The following is a 16,076-nucleotide window of genomic DNA, read 5'->3' as shown; positions in this document are numbered from 1 at the left end:
CTAGCTGATCAGCTGGGCGCTCAAGGTAACGGCCACCATTGCACCAATGGCGACCCGGCTGCCGAAATCCTTCAAGGTAAATACGATCGGGTCATCATCCATTTCGCCTCGTGCCGTTTTGAGCCAGACACGGGCTATCCAATAAATCAGGCCGATACCGGCCAGCCATAGTCCGTTGGTAGTATCGCCATATAAATTGATCGCCGTTGGGCTACCGACGTACAAGCCGAAGACAACGACCGAGCAAAGGCCGGCGCCGATTCCGAGCGGCCAAAGCACAGCCAAGTCCGCCACCCCATAGTCGCGTCCGTGAACATGGGCCTGCTCCGTGCCTTGCAACGCAACGAGCTCGGCGCAGCGCTTGACCAAGGCCAGACTAAGGAAAATAAAGACACTGAAAGCAAGCAGCCATGGCGTCACGGTACTGCCAATGGCCACAGCGCCGGCCAGCACGCGAAACGTATACAACAGGGCCAGCACCACGACATCGACGAGTACATATTGCTTCAGGACGAGACTGTAGGTGGTCGTGAGGACGATGTAAGTGACCAGCATGCCGAAAAATTGAAGGGACAGGCTATAGGCCAACAGCAACGCCACGCCGATCAGCAGGGCCGACGCAGCGATCCCGCGGTGGACCGGAATGAGCCCAGCAGCAAATGGACGCGCTTGCTTTCGCGAATGGCTGCGGTCATTTTCCAGGTCCCAGATATCGTTGAGGATATACGTACCGGAGGCCGCAAACGAGAAGGCGACGAAACCGACCGTTGCGCCCAGCAGGTGCAGGTGCGACACAAAGGAAAACGACGTCAGCAAGGGCACAAACATCAACAGGTTTTTGAGCCATTGGTGAATCCGGATCGCACGCAGCCAAGTCGACACCGATGGTGCCGGGTAGCTGAACGTTTTTTCAAGGTTCCCGTGTCGTTCAACTTGGTCACTGACACGGCGGTTGGCACCGACCAGCACCGAGGCAGCGGCATTTTTCCAGATTGGAAGGTCTGCATGACTGTCGCCCGCATACGTAAAATTGTCGCCGAAGCGGATGCGGATAGCCTCCAACTTCAATGATCCCTTCAGATTTGTGTGGGGTGTGCTGGATAACACGGCGTCGAACAGCCCTAGCTTCGCCGCCGTGGCGTTGGCAATGCTCTCGTGCGCCGCCGTTGCCAACACAAGGGTGCGGCCCCGCTCTTTTTCGCTTTTTAACCAAGCTATTAAATCTTCGCGAAAGGGAATTTTGGGAACAGCAAACCGACTTATCTTCGCAACCCTGTGCTTGAAATCAGCGATGCAACGCTGACTGATCAACCAATAGATCAATCGGAATATTTCCAGCGGATTTCTCTTAAGAATCGATACGATCGACTCAACCAAGGTATCGGTGGGTGTAAGAGTACCGTCGAGATCGACAATTAACGGACCTTGATTGCTCTGCATGGTGACCCTTAGCCAATTTTTTCATCGCGATCAGTGACACGATGTTACGTTGAGCCGCTGATGTTATTTCATTTGCATATTTTTGGGTTCAATTATCCTGTTACTGATAGAAAAAGAAGATACTTAACAACAATTTGTTAAATGAAAAATCTTACTAATTGTCATTTTTAAATTCGTTAGATCCGTGAACCGGTTTGACAGATATCAGGTCGAAGGCTTCAACACGCATCACATCAGCTTATCGAGCTTACATCTATTAAATATTAACGTTGAACCAACTCCAGCGGACAATCCAAGGCGCCGCCCCACTTGCATAACGTCCTCGTCTTCCTATCCTGAAGGTTTGACAAGCGATGCGGAGGTGTGCGATGGATACGGTGGCGGTGAGCAAGATGGAGGAACTGCAGGGCAAGCTGAGAGGCAGTGTAGTGCTGCCGGGAGAACCAGCTTACGACCAGGCGCGAACGATCTGGAATGCGATGATCGACAAGCGCCCGGCCATGATCGTGCGCTGCGCCGGCGCGGCCGACGTGCGCACGGCGGTCGATTTCGCGCGCGAGCACGGAATACCGCTGGCGGTGCGCGGCGGCGGCCACAACATCGCCGGCAGCGCCCTGGTGAACGACGGTTTGGTGATCGACCTGTCCGGCATGCGCTCGGTGCAGGTGGCGCCGCACAGGATGCGGGCCTGGGTCGAGGGCGGCGCGCTGTTGCGCGACGTCGACCATGAGGCGCAGGCCTATGGGCTGGCGACGCCGCTCGGCATCAACTCGACCACCGGCGTCGGCGGCCTGACCCTGGGCGGCGGCTTCGGCTGGCTGACGCGCAGGCACGGTCTCGCCATCGACAACCTGGTCTCGGCCGACATCGTCACCGCGAGCGGCGAGCGCCTGCACATCGACAGCGACAATCACCCCGACCTGTTCTGGGCCATCCGCGGCGGCGGCGGCAATTTCGGCGTGGTGACCACCTTCGAGTTCGCGCTGCACCAGGTGGGGCCCCTGGTCACCGCCGGCCTGATCGTTTTTCCTTTCGCACAGGCGCGTTCCCTGCTGCGCAACTACCGCGACTATGTGGAGGCGCTAGACGAGAACATATCCGTCTGGGCCGTGCTGCGCGGCGCGCCGCCACTGCCCTTCCTGCCCGAATCGGTGCACGGCACCGGGATCGTCGCCCTCGCCTTTTTCTCGCCGCAGCCGCCCGAACAGGTGCAGGCTGCGCTCGACACGGTGCGCAGTTTCGGCAACCCGCTGGGCGAACACGTCGGCGCCGTGCCCTACAGCGCCTGGCAGCAGGCCTTCGATCCACTGCTGGTGCCGCCGGCACGCAATTACTGGAAGTCGCACAATTTCAATACGCTGTCGGACGCGGCCATCGACGTCGTGGTCGACTATGCCGGCAAGCTGCCGTCCGCGCAGAGCGAAATTTTTCTCGGGCTGCTGGGCGGCGCGGCGAATACCCACGCCCCGGACGAGATGGCCTATCCGCACCGCGCCGCGCTGTATGCGATGAACGTGCACACGCGCTGGGAAGAAGCGGCGCAGGATGCGGCCTGCCTGGCCTGGGCGCGCGAATTTTTCAAGGCCGCGGCGCCCCATGCCGCCGGCAGTGTCTACATCAATTTCCTGAACGAGGACGAAGTCGACCGCATCGCCGAAGCCTATGGCCCGAACTACGCGCGGCTCAGGCAGATCAAGGCGAAATACGATCCGGACAACCTGTTCCGCACCAACCAGAACATCCGGCCGGGCGCCTGAGGCCGCTGAGCCTAGTTCACGCCAAGGCAGCATCCGCTGCTTTCGTTTCAGCACGGCCACGACGCCTGCGATCTCCTTGGCGGCCGCCGCGCCGGCTCTAAACACATCCTCCGAGTTACGAATTGCTGAGCTTGAGGAAAGCTTGCGCGTAACTTACATACATCATCCCGCATGCGATACCGGAAGTTGCAAAGTCCCAAACCGAATCCCCAAGCATTTTGTTGTTTTAAAGCATATAAGCATCGATAAAAAATGGTAAATATGCAAAATACTCTGTAGGATTTCTCCTATTGCTTAGAAGAATTGTTCATATTACGCCTGTTGATGCGGACTGTGTCGCATTTCCTCGATGCATGTTTGACCGTTTGTTGTCATCGGGAAAACATAAACCGCCAAACATTTCGTCAATGCGCCTGCCTCGACTTACGGCATTCCACACGCCCTTATTTCAAGCGAACTCATGTTGCGTCCAAAAATCCTCATCTTGACCGGTGCGCGTACGCTCGGCCTCTTCAAACTAGCGCGCTACCTGACGAAATCGCAGCTACGCATCCTGTGCTACCACGGCGGCGTGATCGGGGACGAAAAAGGCTTCAATCCCAAATTGTTCTGCACCGCGGAAACGCTCGATTCCCGCATGCGCTGGATGCAAAACAAGGGCTTCCAGTTCGTCACGCTCGACGAAGGCGTCAAGCAGCAAGTCGCAGGTGGCAGGCAGGCAGCCTTACGCACAGTAGTGACCTTCGACGATGGCTGGTATTCGACGGCCAGCAAGCTGTTGCCGGTGCTGTCGCGTTTGCAGATACCCTCGACGCTCTACCTCAGCACGAAGGATTTTCTTGCAGACCATCCCATCCTGAACGTCACGGTGCGCTACATCATCTGGAAAGCAGGCCAACAACCGGTAAAGGTCGAAGGATGGGGTGCCGCGGTGGATGGCGACTACGACCTGCGCAAGGCCGGGGAGCGCCATCGCCTGGCGCACACCATCGTAGACGCGATCCATGCGTTGGCAAGAGGCCGCGAACAGGTCTGTAGTGCACTCGAGACGTTTGCCGGCGGCCTCGGTGTGTCAGCGGCGACGCTGAATTTGGGCAGCCGGCGCTTCGACTACGTGACCCAGCAAGAAGTGCTCGCTGTTCTGGGCCAAGGATGCGCCATCGAATCACATGGCCATGTGCATGAGTATCCGAAAGGCAAACCGGATCAGTTCGCCAACGATTTGCGACAATGCGAGGCCACGATTGTCGGGCTCGGGCTAGATACGCCCAAGCACTATTGTTACCCGAGCGGCTCATTCGGTCCGGAGGCAGCCGGCACGCTCAACGCACTGGGCATCCGTTCCGCGACCACCTGCATTCCCGGCCTGATCGACAGCCTCGACGGAGAGCAATGTCATTATCTGCCGCGCTTCTTGGACGGCGAGGACGTTCATCCCCTCGAATTCGAGGCAGAAATGAGTGGATTTTCGGACTTGATGCGCAAGGCGCTCAGCTTCCTCCGCGAGCGTCGTCCCGCGCCCCAACCGATCACCGCGTAAGCGCCCCTGCGTGCTGCACCTGCCATCCTCAGGACGCCAGGTGCTGTTGCGCTTGGGCCCAGCCGATCTGCTTTGCCCTACCCCAAGCAAGCATATAACTCTTCGGAGAATATTTTTTTTCTTCGTATAATTTGCGCCGGGTCGGCGAGGTCGACAAGGAATTGTTCAGGGCATCCCCACCCTCTTCCACAAAGAACAATTCTGCCCCCCCTGCCATCGGCACCGCGCGCAGATAGGAAAGGCGCGGACTGACAAGGTCGAGTGCGGGATCGTAGAACCAGCTGCTCCCATACATCCCCAGCACTTCCGGATGGAGCGCATACAGCTCGGCACAGCAGCGGTAGCATTCGTTCCACCCTTCTTCGTTGAAGGTGTCGAGCATGAATTTATGGGTATGAATCTGGAAATATGCGCGAAAGCCGCCCAGGCGCAGCAGTTTCGCAAGGTTCCCCGGCACACCGCCTAGTCCCCCCTTGAACAAGATCGAGCGCGGGATGCCACAGCGGGCATCGACGAGCTGCGCGCCCGCCACGTAAAGCCGCAGCGTGGCAATGCCGAATTCCTTGTGGAAGAGGTCATGATCCACGTCCAGCCACTCGGGTAGCGTCTCGCCCTCCGCGAGCATGCGCTCGAACTGCCTTGTCTGCTGCATACGCACGCGGGGCGGGAGCTTGGCAAAGCGCTTCGATGTCAGCGTCTCGAGCATGCCCTGCATAATGGCGGCTTTCAGGAAAATCGCTGAAGCCTTGCTGCCATCAGCAAGCTGAGAGCTCGGAACGAGCGCACGGGCGTTCTGAGGAAAAATTTTATAGTGTTCGAAGGGACCGATTTCCTGCGCATTGCGGACGAAATCGGCGATCGTTGCCATTTCCGTGATGCTGGAAAGACGCTGGGAAAGACCCATCAGGGTTGCCCTTGCCAGCGAGATGAGCGGATCGAGCTCCATGGGGTATCCAAAAGTAGTGAGATCAGGCAAAGAACAGTGCATTGCCGATTTAGAATTGCAATATTACATCATCTTCGGATGACGACCGAGCTCAGCCTGCTGGGGGCGCAAGCAGGCGCGGAAATCGTCAGCCGCGCCGTAGGCCCGCCGCGCCTGCCGCTGTGCTTCACACAGGCCGGCTGCGGACGCTCCCGCGTCGCGCTGCGGCGCCTCGCCGCGCCATTCCAAATCGAGCCGTGCCGGATCCGCGAACAACTGCCGCTGCGGATGCCTTCCCAGGTAAAGCCAGCCGATACCGGTCGCCAGATTGTCCCCGGCGCGCAGCACCCCTCCCTCATCCGAACGCAGGGGTCCGTCCACCAGGTTGCCCTCCAGGGTAGCGCTGCTGGTCGGAAAGCGCACCTGCACACCGGCCGTGTCGAGCACGGTGTTGTCGACCAGCTGGGTGCCGGCTGCGCTGTTGAGGTAGACGCCGACATCCGAACAGCCGGCGATCAGGTTGGCGCGCATGATGCCGCCATCGTGCTCGGTAATGCAGCGCGCGTCGCGGCAATAGGGTTTGCCGGTGCCGCCGCCGCCGAACGAGAGGCCGATGCGCTGTCCCGGCTGGCCGGCCAGCAGCGCCTCGCACAGCACCACGTTGCGCTCGAAGACAGTGCGCGCGGCGCCGCCCTTGGCAAAGGCGCCGTAGCTGGTGCGGTCGCCCCAGGCCTTGACGAAGTCCTGGATCAGGTTGGCACGAATGGTCCAGTCGCTGGCGGCGACCAGGTCGATCGGCGTGACCGGCCGCGATGTTTTACGCGGCGCCGCGTTACTCAGGGTGTTCGATTCGATCAGGCCGTGGTCGGGGAAGCTGCTACGCTCGCCGTTGATTTTAAAGTGGGCGTTGAAGTCGCGGATCGTGTTGTTGCGGGCGACAAAATGGTGGGCGTTGCCGACCACGTGGAAGGCATGGTCGCAGTACTCGTCCTCGGCGCAGGCGCCGCGCAGGCTCAGGTTTTCGAAACGCCAGTAAGGCGCGGTCACCGTAAACCCTTCGCCGACGGCGACCGTGACCGCTACCGTGCCGGGGCGCGCCGCACGGACCACGATCGGGGCGGACGCGGTACCGGGGCGGCTCGCATACAGCGTGGCGCGCAAGGCATACTCCCCCGGTAAAAACGTGATCACGTCACCAGGCGCGGCATCGGCCATTGCGCGCCGCAGCTCGTCGACGCTTGCCACCAGCCGCTCGCGCCCGGCGGGGGCCGGCAGGCCTTCGGGCTGGGCGCCCAGCAGCAGCGCGGGCGGCACATACGGGCCGGTCTGGCCGCGGTCGAGCGCGAGCAAGGTGCCGGAGGTGAAGCGTCCCGCGCCTTCGACCAGGGGGTTGTGGCCGCTCGTGCGCTTGAGGAGATACGGCGCCAGCGCGCGCGGCGTGACGCCTTGCGACTGCAGGTAATATAAACCCGCCGCCGCGCCGGCCGCCGCCAGGACCAGCGGCACGGCCAGCAGCTTGATGAACTTCATGCGCCGGTCTTGATGTTGTGACGGCTCATCAGGTCGTACATGGTCGGGCGGCTGATGCCGAGGATCTCCGAGGCCTTGACGATGTTGCCGTCGACCCGGGCCAGTGCTTTGACGATGGCCTTGTACTCGGCCTCGTCGCGCACCTGGCGCAGGTTGATCGGCTCTTCTTCCAGCCCCTCGCCCGGCAGGCCCAGGTCGTCGGCGACGATGGTATTCCCGTCGGCCATGATCACGGCGCGCTTAATATAATTTTCCATCTCGCGCACGTTGCCCGGCCATGGATAGGCTTCGATGGCGGCAATCGCATCGGGCGCGAAATGCAGCGATGGACGTCCTTCGGCGGCGCAGAATTTATTTTTGAAATGGTGGGCCAGCAGGGCGGCGTCGCCCTCGCGCTCGCGCAGCGGAGGGATCGTCACGACGATCTCGGACAGGCGGTAATACAAGTCTTCGCGGAAGCGGCCGGTGGCGCACAGTTCCTTGAGTTTCTGGTGGGTCGCGCAGACGATGCGCACGTCGACCGGGATCTCCTCATGGCCGCCGATGCGCTCGATCACGCGCTCCTGCAGGAAGCGCAGCAGTTTCGCCTGCAGCGGCATCGGCAAGTCACCCACTTCGTCGAGGAAGAAGGTGCCGCCGTGGGCGAGTTCGACTTTACCCTTGGTCTGCTTGGCCGCGCCCGTGAACGCGCCCTTCTCGTAGCCGAACAATTCGCTTTCCAGCAGGTTTTCCGGAATCGCCGCGCAGTTGATCGCCATGAAGCGCTCTTTTGCGCGCGGGCTCAATGCATGCACGGCGCGCGCCAGCACTTCCTTGCCGGTACCCGATTCACCGAGCAGCATCACCGAGGCCGAGGTCGGCGCGACCTTTTCGACGTTGCGGCAGATTTTCAGCATCGAGGGCGCGCGCGAGATCACGCCGGCCATCGGCGAATCGGCCTGCTCGCGCTGCATGCGGCGGTTTTGCTGCTGCAGGTCGTGCAGGAAGAAGGCGCGCTGGATCACCAGGTTCAGCACCTCGGGATCGCACGGCTTCTGGTGGAAGTCATACGCTCCCAGGCCGATCGCCTTGACCGCGTTCGCATGGTCCTGGTTGCCGGTCAGGACGATGACTCTCGTGTCCGGCGCCAGCGCCAGGATCTGCTGCAGCGTGGCGAGACCTTCGGTCGAGCCGTCCGGATCGGGCGGCAGGCCGAGGTCCATCGTCACCACCGCCGGCTCGTGGCGCCGGATCTGCGCCAGCGCGGCTTCGCGGTCGCCGGCGACGGCGACGTCATAGGCGTCGAGGCTCCATTTCAGCTGCTTTTGCAGGCCGGGGTCGTCTTCGATGATCAGGAGTTTCTGTTTGGTCTGGGTCACAGTGGTCAATCCTCGGGTCAGGCTGCACGGTCGACGAGCAGCGCATCCTGCTTGTACAGGGGCAGGATGACTTTGAAAGTGGTGCCGGACAGCGGCTTGCTGGATACTTCCAGGCGCCCGCCCAGCTCATTGATGTATTCGCGGCTCTCGAACACGCCGATGCCCATGCCGGCCGACTTGGTCGACTCGAAAGGCTTGAACAGGCGCTCGCGTATGAACTCTTCGCTCATGCCTTCGCCGGTATCGGTGATCTCGATGCGGACCGCTTCGCCGTCCTGGTAGAGGCCGATGGTGACGCTGCCCTCCTTCGGCGTGGCTTCGATCGCGTTCTGGATCAGGTGGCCGACGACGCGCTCGAGGCGCTCGCGGTCGGCCAGCACGCGCAGGCCGGTGTCGCGCAGGTCGAGCTGCGGGCGAGGCTCGAAGGCCGCCTTGTTGGCCACCGCCTGCCGCACCACCTGGTCCACCGCCAGCGGCACCGGCTTTTCCTGGACATCAATGCGCGAGAGCTTTTGCAGCATCAGGCGCATCTTCTGCACGGACAAGGACACCGTTTCCAGCATGTCGGCCTGGAATTCGGGATTGTTCTTGTGCTTTTCCGCGTTCGCATTCATCAGGGACAGCTGCGAAACCAGGTTCTTGAGGTCGTGCACCACAAAAGTGGACATGCGGTTGAACGATTCGAACTGGCGCGCCGTCATCAGCGCGTCGGCCGCATCCTGCTGGGCCAGGTAGCTGGCGGCCTGGCTGCCGGCGATCTCGAGCAAGTCCAGCACTTCCCAGTTCAGTTTGACGGGGCTGCGCGCCGTATGCAGCACGACGAAGCCGAACAGTTTATTTGCCCCCATCATCAGCGGCACCACCAGCCAGCCGCGCGGAAAATCGCGCAGCCACTCGGGCAGCACGAGCCCTTCGTATTTGTCCGGGTCGTCCGCGTACTCTCCGAGGTCGATCACCCACTGGGTCGATTCGAGGAAGCGGCACAGGGCCGAGTCGGCGGGCTCGGCGACGTCCGGCAGCGGCACTTCCCAGGCCGCGACCGGCTCGAAGCGGCCCGCTTCACGGCGCTGCCACAGGGCTCCGCCCGGGCTTTCGACGAGGGCGGCCACGGCCTGTACGGTGCGTTCCCCCAGGTTCGGCCCCGCTTCGGAAAGCGTGCGCGTAAAGCGCATCCACTCTTCGCGGTAGTCGTAGCCGTAGCTGTAGAAATGCTTGGAAATAAACACCTTCAGCCAGGCGCGGAAGGTGCCCGAGAACAGGATCCCGGCCAGCAGCAGCAAGGCGCCGAACAGGAAGGTGACCTGCATCACCGTGCCCCAGCTGCCGCCGAAATAGCGCAGGTAGTAGCCGGCCGAGCCCATCGCCAGCAGGTAGATGGCCGAGCCGAACAGGGCAGCGGAGTGGAACATCGCGCGGCGCGACACCGCCAGCGGCGAGCGCCACGATTTGGCGCGCCGCATCGACAGCGCCAGCAGCGGCACCGTCAGCGCATTGATGACGCCGCGCGCGGCCCAGATGTCGGGGTCGACTTCGCGGAACAGCATCGCGTGGCTGTACAAATAAAAATCGTAGGCGAACATGCCGCCGATGCCGAGGCAGGCGAATTTAATGGCCCAGCGTTCCTGGGTGGTCTTGTTGCGGTAGGCCTGTTCCACTAACAGCATGCCGCCGACCGCCTGCACCACGCGCACCGTCACCGGCAGCACGCTTTCCAGGAGGGCCAGGTCCCAGTAGCCGAGGCTGGCCGCGGCCAGCGCGACCAGGTAGCAGACGGCCGCCGCGAACAGGGCCGGCCGCAGCTTCAGCGGCAGCCGGCTGCCGGGCGCGCGCCAGTCTCCCAGCAGGACGACCAGGAACAGCGACCAGACGGCATTCCTCGCCACCTCGAAGCCGTCGGAGAGGTCGGTCCACATCAGCAGGTCGGTGGCGGCCCAGGCCAGGGAGGCGGCCCAGAAGGCCGAGATGAGGCAGGCCGCCACCAGCAGCGGGCCGTGCGCCCGCCCGCGCCAGCTCGTCAGAAGCGGCACGCCCAGCAGCAGGAAGCCGACGGCCGCGAGGCCGTAGCTGTAGGTGGCGATACTGGTGAGAGAGACACTATCCATGTGCGCAGCCGGGCGCGCAGGCCCGGCATGTAACGTTATCGCGGGCGGAGCCGACGATTAGCGGCCGCTGCGGAACAGCACCACCTTCAAGGTATTAATGAGGACCAGGAAGTCGAGGAACAGGCTGTTGTTTTTGACGTAGTACAAGTCGTACTGCAGCTTTTGCAGCGCATCCTCGGCCGAGGAACCGTAGCCGTAGCGCACCTGCGCCCAGCCGGTGATGCCTGGCTTGATGCTGTGGCGGACATTGTAGTACGGGACCACTTCGATCAGCTGCTCGACAAAGTATGGGCGCTCCGGACGCGGACCGACGAAGGACATCTCGCCCTTGAACACGTTCAGGATCTGCGGCAGTTCGTCGATCCGGGTCTTGCGCATGAAGTTGCCGACGCGGGTAACGCGCGGATCGTTCTGCGCGGCCCATTGCGGCTTGCCGCCCTTTTCGGCGTCGGCGCGCATGCTGCGGAATTTATGCACGAAGAAGCTTTTCCCGTCCTTGCCGACCCGTTCCTGCGAATAGAACACCGGACCGCGGTCTTCGAACCACACGGCCAGCGCGGCCAGCAGCATCAAGGGGAAGGTCAGCGCCAGGATGATCGTGCTGCAAATCAGGTCGAAGGTGCGCTTCATGAAGATGCGCACGAAACTCTGGTCGAAGCCGCCGCCGAAGACGAGCCAGCTCGGCTGGATCGAATCGACCCGGATCTGGCAGGTTTCGCGTTCGAAGAAGGTGGCGGCGTCCGTGACCTTCAGCCCCTGCAGCTTGCAGTCGAGCAGTTCCTTGATCGGGAAGCCGCCGCGCCGGTTCTGCACCGAGACCACGATTTCCGACACGTTGTACTGGCGCGCCAGTTTGACGAGCGAATCGCCGTCGCGCATTTTCAGCAGGTCCGATTGCGTCACGCACAGCTCCTCGCCCGGCGCCGGAATGAAACCGGCGATGTCGTAGCGGTGGTAGCGGTTGGCGCGCTCGGCCAGTTCGCTGCATTCCTTGGCCAGCGGTCCGCCGCCGAGGAACATGATGCGCGACTGCAGGAAGCGCGCTTCCGAGGTCTTGAAGAAAATCATGCGCGCGATGAAGATGCCGACCGCCGCCAGCGCGAACACGATCACCAGGATGCTGCGGCCGAACGAGAGTTCGGGCGCGACATAGAACACCAGCGTCAGGATCAGGAAGCCCATCACGAAAGAAGGCATCAGCTTCATCAGGAACGGGTGGCGCAGGCCTTCTTCGAAATCGAGCTGGTACATGCCCATGGCGCTCATGCTGAACACGATGGCCAGCGCGAACGCGACGGCCGAGGTGAAGAAATGGTCGAGCGACGGAACCGTCACCGTGGTGCCGACTTCCATGTAGCGCAGCGCCGCGCCCGCGTAGGCGGCGCCGAGCAGCACCAGCACTTCCACGACAAGCAGGACGGATACGATCTTCGACACATAATGGTTAGAAATCCTGAACACGTCAGCCTCCTGATTCTTTTTACTTACTCGGATGCCGCACGAGAATCCTGCTTCAGCAGGTCGTGGACATACCAATCCATGGCCTGGCGCAGGCCCTCGCCGATTCGGTGCGTGGGCGCATAGCCCAGCAGCGCGGCGGCCTTGCCGATGTCGGCTTGCGAGTGGCGCACGTCGCCACGGCGGAAGTCGACATACTGGGGTGCGTGCCCATCCACATGGGGGAAGCGCTCACGCAGCAGGTCGCGCATCATCGCGTACAGCTGGTTCAGGCTGGTACGTTCGTTGAGCGCGACGTTGTAGACCTGGTTCACCGCCTCCGGCGAGGCCATCGCTGCCAGCAGGTTCGCCTGCACGACATTGTCGATGTAGCAGAAGTCGCGGCTGGTCTCGCCGTCGCCGTTGATGCGCAGCGGCTGATTACGGATCAGCGCGGCAACCCATTGCGGGATCACGGCGGCATACGCACCGTGCGGATCCTGGCGCGGGCCGAACACGTTGAAGTAGCGTAGTCCCACCGTCTCCATACCGTAAGTGCGGCCGAACACGTTCGCATACAGCTCGTTGACATATTTTGTGACCGCGTAGGGCGACAGCGGGTTCCCGATCACGTCTTCGCGTTTCGGGAGGTCCGGATGGTCACCGTAGGTCGAGCTCGATGCGGCGTAGACGAAGCGGCGTACTTTCGCATCGCGCGCGGCCACCAGCATGTTCAGGAAGCCGGTGACGTTGGTGTCGTTGGTCGTGATCGGATCGTCGATCGAACGCGAGACCGAACCGAGCGCGGCCTGGTGCAGCACGAAGTCGACGCCCTCGCAGGCGCGCGCACAATCGGCAGGCAGGCGGATATCGCCTTCGATGAAATTGAATTTCGCCCAGGCTTCTTGCGTGACAGATTCTTTCACCTGATCCAGGTTATGCCGGTGACCCGTGGCGAAATTGTCGAGTCCGGTTACCCGCTGGCCGAGCTTGAGCAAGGCTTCGACCAGGTTCGAGCCGATGAAGCCGGCGGCGCCGGTGACCAGCCAGTGATGGCTGTGCTGGCCCAGCTGCTGCCTAACGTCTTGAATCTTATTCACAGTTTTCACAACACTTTCTCATTAACTAACGCACTGCAGTTCGGGCGGTGGCAGAACGCACAAAGCCGCCGCGGTCAGGCGGCGGCTCGTTCCGCACGACGACTTACAGGCGCCAGACGCAGAAGCCAGCCTCGCGGAGGGCATTCTGATCGAATTGCGACTTGACGTCGATGAAGCAGCCACCGTCGTTGAGCTTTGCCTGGAAGTCCGGTACCGACATCGCCAGCACTTCCTTATGCGGCACGGCGGCGATCAGGGCGTCCGCCTTCGGCAGCGCGTCCCAGTTCTTTTCCAGGGTGATGCCATACTCGTGATGGGCTTCGTCGGCCTCGGCCAGCGGATCCCAGACGTGCACGTCGACGCCGTAGCTTTCCAGCTCGTGGACGATGTCGGCCACTTTCGAATTGCGCAGGTCCGGGCAGTTTTCCTTGAACGTCAGACCGATCACGTTGACCTTGGCGCCCTTGACCTGGAAGCCCGACGAAATCATCGATTTCACGGTTTTCTCGGCAACAAATTTCGCCATGCCGTCGTTGATGCGGCGGCCAGCCAGGATCACTTGCGGGTGGTAACCCACCATCTCGGCCTTGTGGGTCAGGTAGTACGGATCGACGCCGATGCAGTGGCCGCCGACCAGGCCCGGGCGGAACGGTAAAAAGTTCCACTTGGTACCGGCCGCCTTCAGCACTTCGAGGGTATCGATGCCGATCTTGTCGAAGATGATCGCCAGTTCGTTCATCAGGGCGATGTTCAGGTCGCGCTGGGTGTTTTCGATGACCTTGGCTGCCTCGGCCACCTTGATGCTCGAGGCGCGGTGCACGCCGGCGGTGATCACGGTTTCGTACAACTGGGCGACGCTTTCCAGGGTCTCGGCGTCGTCGCCGGAGACCACTTTCAGGATCGTCGTCAGCGTGTGTTCCTTGTCGCCCGGGTTGATGCGCTCAGGCGAGAAGCCGACGTGAAAGCCTTCTTTCCACTTCGTTCCCGAATGCTTTTCCAGCAGCGGAATGCAGACTTCCTCGGTGGCGCCCGGATAGACGGTCGATTCGAAAATGACGATCGCGCCCTGTTTCAGGTTTTTACCGACCGTGGTGCTGGCACCGATCAGTGGCGTGAAGTCCGGGTTGTGGGCGATGTCGACCGGGGTCGGCACGGCCACGACGACGTAGTCCGCCTGCGCCAGCAGCGCCGCGTCAGTCGTCACTTCCAGCTTGTTTGCTGCCTGCAACTGCTCGGTCGAGACTTCGCCGGTCGGGTCAATGAATTTTTTGTAGTTCTCGATTTTTGACGCCGACAGGTCGAAACCAATCGTCCGTACTTTCTTGCCGAATTCCACTGCGAGTGGTAAGCCCACGTAACCCAGTCCTACTACTGCGACGACCTGATCTGCTTTCATTATCAGCTTTCGATATCGAATAAAGTTTTGCTATTATGCCAATATTTAATATAGCATGGGAACTAGAAGCCCCTCAACGCGGCACCCTAGTTTGTACGCCATCAACAACACGGACGCATAGGCGATGTTGTATTTGCATCCGTGTGTTCCGTTGTTTTTTCGTTCTCCTTAACCGGCTCACCAGGCCCGTCCCCGGTTCATCAGGGAGCATCGGCCGCGGCGCACAGCAAGGAGGCCACGCTGTTCGCATGACACTGTGCAATATAGCATTTTCTGTCTGACAAGTTCCGTAAGAAAATGAATCGTGCGCGCTGCACACACTTGGAATACGGCGACGAAAAGATGTTGTCGATCGATTACAATCTTGCGCGACCCATCATGCATCTCAGCAAACACTGATGCCACCGCAGGAGCAGCGCTTGAACGACCTCAGATTCTCCACCCTCGACAATGACGATCCCGGCAACGATACGCTCGACGCCTTCGTGCGCGCGCATCCCGAGGGCAATGCTTACCAGCTGGCGGCCTGGCGCCGCGCCGTTGCCAGCGCCTACGGCTATGCCGGCCGCGTGCTGGTGGCCTGGCAAGGATCGGAACTGGCCGGCATGCTGCCGCTGTGCGAATTCGCCCGGCCGCTGTCGCGTCCGCGCTGGATCTCGCTACCGTTTTGCGACCTCGGCGGGCCGCTGGCCGTCTCCGGTGCCGTCGCCGAGGCGCTGGCGGCACGCGCGCGCCTCGACCTGGGCACCCAGGGGGCGGCTGGACTGGAACTGCGCTGCTCGGCGCCCGGGACGCAGGACGAAGCCGGACTGGAGGGACGCAAGGTGCGCATGCTGCTCGGCCTGCCCGAGAGCGCGGCGGCACTGATGCAGTCGTATCCCCCGAAGCTGCGCAGCCAGGTGAGAAAAGCGGAAAAGAACGGCCTGACCTCGGAAGTCGTCACCGGCGCGGCCGGCATCGCCGAGTTTTACGATATTTACAGCCGCAACATGCGTCGCCTCGGCAGTCCTCCCCACAGCCGTGCCTGGTTCGAGGCCGTCCAACGGCACTACGGCGCGGCCGGCGACATGTTCATGGTCATCGTGCGCCACGAGGGCAAGGCGGTCGGCGCCGGCTGGGTGCTGCTGTGCGGAGACAAGGCCGTCATTCCCTGGGCCTCGACCCTGGCCGAGTTCAACTCGCTGGCGCCGAATATGCTGCTGTACTGGGCGATCCAGTCGCACCTGTGCGAACGCGGCGTGCGCCAGTTCGACTTCGGCCGCTCCACCTTCGGCGAGGGGACCTATAAATTCAAGAAACAATGGGGCGCGCTGCCAGTGGCGCTCGAGTGGAAAGAATGGGACGCGCAAGGGGTGGCAACGATCGCGGCTCCCGCGGCAAAGGGCGGCTCTTCCCTGCGGCCCCTGATCGAAAGCGCCTGGCAGCGGTTGCCGCTGGGGGTGGCGAACAGCCTGGGCGGGCGCTTGCGGCGCTATATCAGTTTATAGGCGT

At 61.8% G+C, this 16,076-nt stretch carries 11 protein-coding genes; 3 read left to right on the top strand and 8 right to left on the bottom strand.

Annotated features, from left to right (window positions below; all coding sequences use genetic code 11):
* Complete coding sequence (locus ACI48I_RS20350; RefSeq protein WP_498575234.1) at positions 1 to 1,440, bottom strand: UbiA family prenyltransferase; 1,440 nt, start codon at positions 1,438 to 1,440, stop codon at positions 1 to 3.
* Positions 1,441 to 1,808: 368 nt separating this feature from the next.
* Here ACI48I_RS20350 and ACI48I_RS20345 point away from each other — a divergent pair, with 368 nt between their 5' ends.
* A complete protein-coding gene (locus tag ACI48I_RS20345) occupies positions 1,809 to 3,197 on the top strand; it encodes an FAD-binding oxidoreductase (RefSeq protein ID WP_498575233.1) in 1,389 nt (462 codons plus the stop codon).
* A gap of 460 nt (positions 3,198 to 3,657) precedes the next feature.
* Positions 3,658 to 4,737 carry a polysaccharide deacetylase family protein gene (locus tag ACI48I_RS20340; protein WP_498575232.1) on the top strand — a complete coding sequence of 360 codons (1,080 nt, stop codon included), beginning with the start codon at positions 3,658 to 3,660 and terminating at the stop codon, positions 4,735 to 4,737.
* A gap of 28 nt (positions 4,738 to 4,765) precedes the next feature.
* Here ACI48I_RS20340 and ACI48I_RS20335 read toward each other — a convergent pair whose 3' ends face one another.
* From ACI48I_RS20335 to ACI48I_RS20305, 7 genes are all read right to left on the bottom strand, one after another.
* On the bottom strand, positions 4,766 to 5,683 hold the full coding sequence (locus tag ACI48I_RS20335; RefSeq protein ID WP_498575231.1) for a hypothetical protein: 918 nt from the start codon (positions 5,681 to 5,683) through the stop codon (positions 4,766 to 4,768).
* 63 nt (positions 5,684 to 5,746) lie between these two features.
* Positions 5,747 to 7,192 (bottom strand): right-handed parallel beta-helix repeat-containing protein, encoded by a 1,446-nt coding sequence (locus tag ACI48I_RS20330; protein WP_498575230.1) that lies wholly within the window; start codon positions 7,190 to 7,192, stop codon positions 5,747 to 5,749.
* Complete coding sequence (gene prsR, locus ACI48I_RS20325; RefSeq protein ID WP_498575229.1) at positions 7,189 to 8,550, bottom strand: PEP-CTERM-box response regulator transcription factor; 1,362 nt, start codon at positions 8,548 to 8,550, stop codon at positions 7,189 to 7,191. The genes ACI48I_RS20330 and prsR overlap by 4 nt, the downstream gene beginning before the upstream one ends.
* Positions 8,551 to 8,567: 17 nt before the next feature.
* Positions 8,568 to 10,652 (bottom strand): XrtA/PEP-CTERM system histidine kinase PrsK, encoded by a 2,085-nt coding sequence (gene prsK, locus ACI48I_RS20320; protein WP_193687917.1) that lies wholly within the window; start codon positions 10,650 to 10,652, stop codon positions 8,568 to 8,570.
* A 57-nt stretch (positions 10,653 to 10,709) separates the two neighbouring features.
* On the bottom strand, positions 10,710 to 12,113 hold the full coding sequence (locus tag ACI48I_RS20315; protein ID WP_193687916.1) for a TIGR03013 family XrtA/PEP-CTERM system glycosyltransferase: 1,404 nt from the start codon (positions 12,111 to 12,113) through the stop codon (positions 10,710 to 10,712).
* Between the two features lie 23 nt (positions 12,114 to 12,136).
* The gene (locus ACI48I_RS20310; protein WP_498575228.1) at positions 12,137 to 13,189 is read right to left on the bottom strand and encodes an SDR family oxidoreductase; all 1,053 of its coding nucleotides are present in this window, start codon (positions 13,187 to 13,189) and stop codon (positions 12,137 to 12,139) included.
* Positions 13,190 to 13,292: 103 nt separating this feature from the next.
* Positions 13,293 to 14,585, bottom strand: a complete 1,293-nt coding sequence (locus ACI48I_RS20305) for a nucleotide sugar dehydrogenase (protein ID WP_193687914.1) — start codon at positions 14,583 to 14,585, stop codon at positions 13,293 to 13,295.
* Positions 14,586 to 15,004: 419 nt separating this feature from the next.
* Between ACI48I_RS20305 and ACI48I_RS20300 the strand changes: the two genes are divergently transcribed.
* Complete coding sequence (locus tag ACI48I_RS20300; protein ID WP_498575227.1) at positions 15,005 to 16,072, top strand: GNAT family N-acetyltransferase; 1,068 nt, start codon at positions 15,005 to 15,007, stop codon at positions 16,070 to 16,072.
* The last annotated feature ends 4 nt before the right edge of the window (positions 16,073 to 16,076 follow it).

This window comes from Massilia sp. LXY-5 (assembly GCF_059801075.1).
This window is presented reverse-complemented; position numbering and strand designations above follow the sequence as displayed.